The organism is Streptomyces sp. NPDC045678, from assembly GCF_056432085.1.
The window spans coordinates 659,842-668,531 of the sequence record NZ_JBWKJS010000005.1; the positions used below are offsets into that span (position 1 = coordinate 659,842).

At 71.9% G+C, this 8,690-nt stretch carries 8 protein-coding genes and 1 rRNA gene; 6 read left to right on the forward strand and 3 right to left on the reverse strand.

The window, feature by feature from the left end; all coding sequences use genetic code 11:
• Window positions 1–16 precede the first annotated feature (16 nt).
• A complete protein-coding gene (locus tag AC07DO_RS21145; protein ID WP_479061627.1) occupies window positions 17–1,843 on the forward strand; it encodes a type IV secretory system conjugative DNA transfer family protein in 1,827 nt (608 codons plus the stop codon).
• A gap of 26 nt (window positions 1,844–1,869) precedes the next feature.
• Here the strand turns inward: AC07DO_RS21145 and AC07DO_RS21150 are convergent, their stop codons facing one another.
• The gene (locus AC07DO_RS21150) at window positions 1,870–2,607 is read right to left on the reverse strand and encodes an SDR family NAD(P)-dependent oxidoreductase (protein ID WP_479061568.1); all 738 of its coding nucleotides are present in this window, start codon (window positions 2,605–2,607) and stop codon (window positions 1,870–1,872) included.
• 100 nt (window positions 2,608–2,707) lie between these two features.
• On the opposite strand from AC07DO_RS21150, the gene AC07DO_RS21155 reads away from it, so the two are divergent.
• A complete protein-coding gene (locus tag AC07DO_RS21155) occupies window positions 2,708–3,643 on the forward strand; it encodes a helix-turn-helix transcriptional regulator (protein WP_479061569.1) in 936 nt (311 codons plus the stop codon).
• A gap of 388 nt (window positions 3,644–4,031) precedes the next feature.
• Here AC07DO_RS21155 and AC07DO_RS21160 read toward each other — a convergent pair whose 3' ends face one another.
• Window positions 4,032–4,583: a GNAT family N-acetyltransferase gene (locus AC07DO_RS21160; protein ID WP_479061570.1), complete on the reverse strand. Its 552-nt coding sequence runs from the start codon at window positions 4,581–4,583 to the stop codon at window positions 4,032–4,034.
• Between the two features lie 153 nt (window positions 4,584–4,736).
• Between AC07DO_RS21160 and AC07DO_RS21165 the strand changes: the two genes are divergently transcribed.
• From AC07DO_RS21165 to AC07DO_RS21180, 4 genes are read left to right on the forward strand one after another with little or no spacing between them, the layout of a single operon-like run.
• Entirely contained in the window at window positions 4,737–5,744 is a 1,008-nt protein-coding gene (locus AC07DO_RS21165; RefSeq protein WP_479061572.1) for an ATP-binding cassette domain-containing protein, read from the forward strand.
• Window positions 5,741–6,553, forward strand: a complete 813-nt coding sequence (locus AC07DO_RS21170; protein WP_479061573.1) for an ABC transporter permease — start codon at window positions 5,741–5,743, stop codon at window positions 6,551–6,553. The genes AC07DO_RS21165 and AC07DO_RS21170 overlap by 4 nt, the downstream gene beginning before the upstream one ends.
• A 53-nt stretch (window positions 6,554–6,606) precedes the next feature.
• Window positions 6,607–7,860, forward strand: a complete 1,254-nt coding sequence (locus tag AC07DO_RS21175; RefSeq protein ID WP_479061574.1) for a sensor histidine kinase — start codon at window positions 6,607–6,609, stop codon at window positions 7,858–7,860.
• Window positions 7,857–8,528 (forward strand): response regulator, encoded by a 672-nt coding sequence (locus AC07DO_RS21180; protein ID WP_479061575.1) that lies wholly within the window; start codon window positions 7,857–7,859, stop codon window positions 8,526–8,528. The genes AC07DO_RS21175 and AC07DO_RS21180 overlap by 4 nt, the downstream gene beginning before the upstream one ends.
• Window positions 8,529–8,619: 91 nt before the next feature.
• Here AC07DO_RS21180 and rrf read toward each other — a convergent pair.
• Window positions 8,620–8,690, reverse strand: a 5S ribosomal RNA gene (gene rrf, locus AC07DO_RS21185); the annotation flags it as partial.

The following is an 8,690-nucleotide window of genomic DNA, read 5'->3' on the forward strand; positions in this document are numbered from 1 at the left end:
GGTTCCGGACGGCCTCCTGGTGGGTTTCCTGGGCTTCCTGATCGGGGCCACGGTGCTCGTCTGGTCGGCCACGAACCTCGCGGGGCGGTTCGCGCGGGGCGCGTGGCCGGAGAAGGTCTCGTTCGGCCATACGCCGCCCGCGGTACGCCACTTGGTCGGCAACCCGAAGGACGTGGCGGGCGCGTGGCCGGAGACGCCGGCGGACCAGCTGTCGGGGTACGGCCTGTTCTGGGGTCTGTTCATCGGCCAGCTGATGGTGCTGCTCGTTTTGACCGTCTTCGTGATGGGAACGGTCGCGCGGTGGCGGGCCGTTCGGAGGGCTCGGCGGGAGGGGCTCGGGTCCGAGGGGCCAGCGGGCACGGCGGGGTCTGCTGGGTGGGGGGCCGTTTCGGCCGCTTCCGCTGCTTCTGGTGGTACCGGTGGTACTCGTGGGGCTGCGGGGTCTGAGGGAGCCGGTGGGCCCGCTGAGGCTGCTGAAGCTGCTGGGTCTATTGGTTCTGCTGGTCATGCCGGTCCTGCTGGTCATGCCGGTTCTTCTGGTGCTGCTGGTTTCACGGGGCCGGCTGCGCCCGTCGGCTTCGCCGAGGCTGCCGGGCCTGGTGGGCCTGGTGGGTTCGCTGGGCCTGCCGGGGCCGGTGGGCCCGTTGCGGCTTCGGCTGCCGGTGCGGCTACCGGCGGGGCTGCCGCCCAGGCACCGTCCCCAGCCCCGCCACCGGGAACCGCCCATGTTCCGGGGGCCACCCCGGCCGCACCCGGCGCACCCGGCACACCTGTCGCGCCCCCCGGGCCCGTCCCCGCGCCCGCACCGGTCGAGTACATCGCCCCCGTAACGTCCCCCGTCGGCGCCCCCGCCACCACCGCGTCCCCCACCACCCCGTCGGTCCCGGCGGCCGCGACCGTCCCAACCCCCCGGTCCCCCCTGATCCTGGGCGGCCCCGCCACCCGCCGCCCCCTCGCCGTGCAGGCCGTCCAGGATGCCGAGGGTGCCGCGCTCGTCCTGACCTCCGACCCCACTCTGTGGGCCGAGACGAAGGACGCGCGGGCCAAGCTCGGTCCCGTCCTGCTCTACGACCCCTCCCACCTGTGCGACACCCCGGCCCGCCTCCACTGGTCCCCCACCTCGGGCTGCGCGGACAAGGCGACGGCGGACTCCCGTGCCGCCGCGCTCCTCGCCCCGACGAGACCGGCCTCGAAGCTGGACGTCGCCGTGGCCGACACGGCCCAGATCCTGCTGCGCAGCTTCCTGCACGCCGCCGCGGTGGCGGACAAGCCGATGAAGAACGTGCACCGCTGGTCGCAGGGCAACCAGGTGCAGGAGGCGGTACGCATCCTCCGTACGCATCCCAAGGCCGCGTCCGGCGCCGCGGGCGAGCTGGAGGCGACGCTCACCGCGCACCCGGAACGCCGGGACATCGCGCAGGAGTTGACCGCACGCGCGTTGGGCGCGCTCTTCACCGTCCACGTCCGCGAATCCTGTACGCCAAACCGAACTGATGCGCTCTCCCTGGATTCCTTCGTCGATGAAGGGGGCACGCTTTTTGTGGTGGGTGAGGCGATCGAGGATCCCAAGTCCCGCCAAGGCCCGGGTGCCATGCCCCTGTTGACGGCGCTCGCCTCCAGCGTGGTCGAGCACGGTCGGCGCATGGCCGCACGGTCATCCTCCGGTCGGCTCGACCCACCAATGACGCTCGTCCTGGACGACGTCGCCGCGGTGGCTCCGCTGCCCCAGCTGCCGGAGCTGCTCTCCACCGGGGCGGACCGCGGCCTGCCGACCCTGGCTCTGCTCCGGTCGCGGGAACAGGGCAGGTCACGCTGGCCGGACAGCGAACTGCCGGTGACGTAGGTGCCCGCCCCGGATCAGGTCGTACGTCAGCGCTTGCCGCCGTCGACGTCGAGCGTCGTACCGGTCGTGAACGCGTTCTCCATCAGGTACGCCGCCGCGTGGGCGACCTCGTCGGCCGTGCCGGGACGCCCCACGGGCAGCCGCTCCGCGATCTCCGCCCGGTAGACCCGGTGCTCCTCGGGGCTCATCAGGTGCGCGTGCGTGTCGGTCGGGCCGGGGGCGATCGCGTTGACGCGGAGCGGCGCGAGCTCCATGGCGAGGGATTTCACCGCGGCCTCGACCGCTCCGTTGACGGCGGCGAACGCGAAGTAGCCCGGGTCGGCCTTGCGGTAGAGGTACCCGGAGACGAGCGTGACCGACCCCGTCCCCCTGCGCAGGTGCGGCAGCGCGGCCCGCAGGCACCGGTACTGCCCCCACCATTTGACCTCGAAGAACCGGCGCACGGCGGCCTCCGTGAGTTCCTCGAACGGCGCGACGACACTGCCGGACGCGCAGGTGAAGAGGTGGTCGATGGTGCCGACGGACCCCATGACCTCCTCGACGGCGGCACCGTCGGTGACGTCCAGCGCCCGGTACTCGGCCTCCGAGCCGGTCAGTTCGGCGATCCGCTCGGCGTGCGGGCGCACCACCTCGGCGCTGCGGTCGGTGAGGACGACACGGGCGCCGCGCCGCGCGACGAGTTCGGCGGTGGCGAGCCCGATGCCGCTGCCCGCGCCGGTGATGACGACGGTGCTGCGGGCGAGAGTTTCCTTCACATGAACCACGTTCCTACTCCTTCGAATCCCAAGCGACAGCTCTTGCTGGGTTCGAGTTTCACCGCTGCACGCCACTGCCACCTTGGAAAACCCGGTGCATAATCGTGCGATGCACGATGACGCAGAAGGCCCCGGCACCGGCTGCCGCTGCGGCGACACCGCGGAGTCCCCCTGCGCCGAAGGCCTGAGCCGCTACCGGGCCGCGGTCGTCAAGGGCTGTCTGCCGCGCGCGACGGCGCCCCACTGCCTCGTACGCCTCGGCCTGCTGACGCCGCCGCCGGACGACCCGGACGTCCTCGTGCCGGTCTCACCGAATGTCGCGGAATCCGAACTCCTGCAACCCGTACGGGAGTCGCTCGACGCCCAGCAGGAGTTGCTGAGGTCGATCGGCGCCGGATTCTCGCCGGTCCACGCCATCTACCGGGCCGCGCGGCGCGAGTCGCAGGACTGGCTGACCGTCGTCGACGGCGCGGACGCCGTGACCGCGCTCCTGGAGCAGGCCGTGCGCGGCTGCCGTACGGAACTCCTGACCGTTCAGCCGACGGGTGAGGCCCTGATCCCGGCAGGCGTCGCCCACCGCGCCCTCTTCCCGCACGCGGCCCGCACCCATGCCGCGCAGTGGCGGCACCTCCAGGACGTCGAGCGGGCGGGCGGCGGCGTCCGCACCCTGCACCAGCTGACCGGCCGCCTGCTCGTGTGCGACGGCAGCGTCGCGTACCTCGTCGGCCGCGGCACCGTGGAGATCCGGCAGCCCACCGTCGTGGACCACCTCGTGGCCGTCTTCGAGGACGCCTGGGAGCGGGCGCGGCCCGTCGCCGAACCGTCCGCCCCGCGCACCCGCGAGCCGCTGATCGTCGACGAGGTCCGCCGCACGGTCATGAAGCTCCTCGTCACCGGCCTCACGGACGACGCCATCGCGCGCCGTCTCGGGGTGTCGCGGCGCACGGTGGCGGGCCATGTGGCGGCGATATCGGCGGAGTTGGGCTCGCAGTCGCGGGCGCAGCTCGGCTACCTCATCGCACGGACGGAGCCGGAGCCGGCCTAGGGGTGAACTTCGGGGCCGGAGCCCACCTAGGGGTTGGACTTCGGGGCCGGGGCTGCCCCAGGGGCGGACTCCGAGGTCGGGGCCCACCCCTCGCGGCCACCTTCACCGGGCACGCCCGCACCAGGGCGTTCGCCGCGCTGGGCATCCCGGCGGGCGGGCACCGGAGCCGTCGTCCTCACCCTCTTCGGCGCGATGACTCTCGCCCTCGTCGAGGGCGAGAGTCATCGCGGGGCCGGCGCTGTCGGTCCACGGCCCGCTGCGACGCGGCACACACAGGCGAGACCGCCCGCGTACGACGTCGCCGCACACAGCAGAACCACCGGAACCGGCGCGCGCGGAGCACTCGTACCGCTGGCGCCGACGCGGCGGCCGTGAGGGTTCGGGCCGGTCAGGGCCGCTTGAGGACCAGCTCGAACTCCCGCGAGGACGGGTCCCCCGGCACGGGAACGACCCCTCCGCTGCGTACGAACCCGAAGCGCCGGTAGAACGCCTGCGCCCGCGGGTTGCCCTCGTGGACGTACAGCCGCACCCGCTCGAGCCCGTCCAGGGCCCACGCCCAGCCCACGGCCGCCTCGAACAGCGCGTCCGTCGCGCCGCCGCCCCGGTGCTCGGGCCGCACGTAGACCCCCACGAGGTGCGCCTGCCGCTGTTCGATCACTCCGCCGTAGACGTCGTCCGCCCCCGCCTCCTCGACCAGCACGGTCACCGAGCCGACCCACACGCCGTCCGCGTCCTCCGCCACGAACTGCCGCACCGCGGGACCGTCTGCGGCCCTCGCGGCACGCTCCTGCCAGAACGAGTCCGGCTTCGCCGCGGCCTCCTCGTACGTCTCCAGGAAGGCGACCGGCGCCGCCGGGTCCCGCAGCGCGGCCAGCCGCAACTCCCTGACCTGCGGCCACTCGTCGGCGCGGACGGCTCGTACGACGTACTCGTGTTCCATGCCGTGATCTTAGGTTCCCCCGGCAAGGGGCATCCCGGTTCCCCTGTCAGGGGGCGTCTCAGGGTCGCCGTCGTACCCGGGTACTACCCGACGGCCCCACTTCCCGCCCTCGGTCCGACGATTCGCGCCCCCGCGAACGCCACCATCGAAGACATGATCAGGGCATACGGACTGACCAAACATTACGGCGGCAAGTCCGCCAAGAAGGCCGTCGACGACCTCAGCTTCCAGGTACTCCCCGGCACCGTCACCGGCTTCCTCGGCCCCAACGGCGCGGGCAAGTCCACCACCATGCGGATGCTCATCGGCCTGGACGCACCCACCAGCGGCCGCGCCACCATCGGCGACCGCGCCTACGCGGGCCACCCCGCACCCCTCCACGAGGTCGGCGCGCTCCTGGAGGCACGTTCGGTCCACCCGGGCCGCTCCGCGTACCACCACCTCATGGCACTCGCCCACACCCACTCCATCCCGAAGAGCCGCGTCGACACGGTCCTGGACCTGGCCGGCATCCACGAGGTCGCCCGCAAACGCGTCAAGGGCTTCTCCCTCGGCATGGGGCAGCGCCTCGGTATCGCGGCCGCCCTGCTCGGCGACCCGGCCACGGTGATCCTCGACGAGCCGGTCAACGGCCTCGACCCCGAGGGCGTCCTGTGGATCCGCAACCTCCTCAAGTCCCTCGCCGCGGAAGGCCGTACGGTCCTCGTCTCGTCGCACCTCATGAGCGAGATGGCGCTCACCGCCGAACACCTGATCATCATCGGCCGCGGCAAGCTCCTCGCCGACACCACCGTCGAGCGCTTCGTACGCGAGTCGGGCTCCGGCGCGGTCAAGGTCGTGTCCCCCGAGGCAGGCCGCCTGACCGAACTGCTCGCGGGACCGGGCGTACGGATCTCCGGCGACACCCCGAGCGTCCTCGACGTACGCGGCACCGACGCCGAGCACATCGGCCGCACCGCCGCGGCCCACGGCATCCCGCTCTTCGAACTGACCCCGCAGACGGCGTCGTTGGAGCAGGCGTTCATGGACCTGACACGGGACTCGGTCGACTACGTCGCCTCCACAAGCACCCCAGGAGCCCCCGGTAGCCCAGGAACCCCCGGTAACCCAGGGGCCCCCGGCACCCCCGCCACCCGTCACTCGGAAGGAGCCGCGGCATGAGCACCAGCCTCACCGCGCCCCCCACTGCCCCCGCTGACCGCACAGCCACCTCCTACCGCCTGAGTACCAAGGGCATCATCCGCTCCGAATGGCACAAGCTGTGGACGCTCCGTTCGACGTGGATCACCCTGATCACCGCGAGCGCGCTGGTCCTCGCGGTCGGCATCACCATGGGCGCCACCTACGACGGCGACGACGCCGACGTGGACACCATCGTCTTCACCCTCTTCGGCACCCAGCTCTCCCAGATCTGCCTGGCCGTCCTCGGCATCCTCGTCACCGCGGGCGAGTACTCGACGGGCATGATCCGTTCCTCCCTCGCCGCGGTCCCGCGCCGGGTCCCCGTCCTCTGGTCCAAGGCCGGCGTCTTCGCGGCGGTCGCCTTCACCCTGTCCCTCGCGACGAACCTCGTAACGTTCCTCGTCGCCCAGATCTGGCTGTCGGACACCGACAAACAGCTCGCTCTCACCGACTCCGGCGTGTTCGGCGCCCTCACGACCAGCGCCGTCGCCCTCACCCTGCTCAGCCTCATCGCGCTCGGCCTCGGCGCCCTGTTCCGCTCGGTGCCCGGTGCCATCGGCGCGTTCGTCGCGACCGTCCTGATCCTGCCCGAGGTCCTGTCGATGCTGCCCTTCGGCGCCGTGGACACCGCCATGAGGTACTTCCCGGCACAGGCCGCGAGCTCCCTCGGCTCGGTGGCGCGCGTGGAGAACACCATCGCGCCCGGCACGGCCGTCCTCACGCTCGCCCTGTGGGCGGCGGCCATCATGGCGGCGGCGACCACGCTGCTCAAGCGACGTGACGTATGAGCCCCTGTGACGCGTGAGGTCCCAACTGATCATTCCTGTACGAGGATGAGGCCGTGACCGTGCCGAAAGCCGTGCCGAAAGCCGTGCCCGTGCCGCACCCCCTCGCCCAGTTCCTCCAGCGACTGACCCAGCGGGTGCGCGCCTTCGACAGGCGCCGCCCGCTCGTCTGGGACCTCCTGGTGACCGCGTTCTGCGTGGGTGCCGCTCTCATCGACGCGAGCGGCGGCTGGCGCAACACCGCGCCCAACACGGACGTTCCGGGCTGGCTGGTCTTCCTGATGACCGTGGGGCTCTCGCTGCCCGTGCTGTGGCGCCGCCGGCACCCGATGGCGGTCCTCGCGGTGATGGTGGCGACGGCCGTGGTCAGCAACTGGAGCGGGGCCATGCTGCAGGCCGCCCTGATCCAGATGCTCGTTCTCTTCAGCATCGCGATGCGGCCGTCTCTGCGGACGCTCGGCCGGGCGGGCCTGATGATGACGGTCCCGCTCGTCGTGGGCGCGGTCCGCTACCCCGAGGACAGCTGGGACCAGCAGATCATCCCGAACCTGTGGGCGTACACCATGGTCGCCCTGCTCGGCATCGCGGTGCGTGCCCGCCAGGACTACACCGAGGCCCTCGTGGAGCGCGCCCGGCAGCTGGAGGTCGAGCGGGACCAGCAGGCGCAGCTCGCCGCGGCCGCCGAACGCACGCGCATAGCCCGCGAGATGCACGACATCATCGGCCACAACCTGTCCGTCATCACGGGCCTCGCGGACGGCGGCTCGTACGCGGCGGCCAAGTCCCCCGAGCGCGCGGCGCAGGCCCTGGAGGCGATCGGCAGCACCAGCCGCCAGGCCCTCGGCGAACTCCGCCGCCTCCTGGACGTCCTGCGCGACGACGCCCCGGCCCCGGCCGAGCTCGCCCCGCAGCCGGCCCTGACCGACCTGGACCAGCTGATCGACGGCGTGCGGGCGGCGGGCCTCCCCGTGCGGACCACGGTCCACGGCAGCCCCGACACGGTCCCCGCGGGCCGCCAGCTCACGGTCTACCGCGTTGTGCAGGAAGCCCTCACGAACACCCTCAAGCACGGCGGCCCGGGCGCGACGGCGGCGGTCGACGTCACGTACGGGGAGGAGGGGGTGACGGTGGAGGTCACGGACACGGGTGCGGGTGGCCCACGGCCCTCGGGCAAGGGCCGTGGCCTGACGGGAATGCGCGAGCGAACGGCCCTGTACGGGGGCACACTTGAGGCCGGCCCGCTGCCTCGCCCGACCGGCGGATGGCGGGTACGCCTCCACCTCCCGAAGGACAGTGAGACAGCAACGTGACGACCGTGCTCATCGTCGACGACCAGCCCATGCAGCGCTTCGGTTTCCGCATGCTCCTGGAGAGTCAGGACGACATGACGGTGGCGGGCGAGGCGGGCAACGGCACCGAGGCGGTCCGTATGACGGCCGAACTCGCCCCGGACGTCGTCCTGATGGACATCCGCATGCCGGGACTCGACGGCATCGAGGCCACTCGCCGCATCATCGCGTCGGGCGACCGCACCCGCGTCCTCATCCTCACCACGTTCGACCTCGACGAGTACGCGTACGCGGGCCTCCGCGCCGGAGCGTCCGGGTTCCTCATCAAGGACGCGCTCCCCGAGGAGCTCCTCTCCGGAATCCGCGCGGTCGCCTCGGGTGACGCGGTGGTGGCCCCGAGCCTGACCCGTCGGCTCCTCGACGCGTACGCGGACCACTTGCCGGCGTCCGGCACGGCTTCCGCCGACCCGGCGGGGGACCCACGCCTGTCGTCACTCACACACCGGGAACGCGAAATCCTGACGGTCATAGGCCAGGGCTGGACGAACGCGGAGATCGCTTCGCGCCTGCATCTCGCGGAGTCGACGGTGAAGACGCACGTCGGCCGCATTCTCGCGAAGACGGGAACGAGGGACAGAGTGCAGGCGGTAATCCTGGCGTACGACACGAAATTGGTGACGCCGTCGTAATGCTGAAGAGAACGCGAGAAGGGCCCCCAAAAAAACACCCAGGAACGCAGAAAACCCCCGCACCAAAGGTGCGGGGGTTTTCCCAAAAAAAGTTCGGCGGCGTCCTACTCTCCCACAGGGTCCCCCCTGCAGTACCATCGGCGCTGTGAGGCTTAGCTTCCG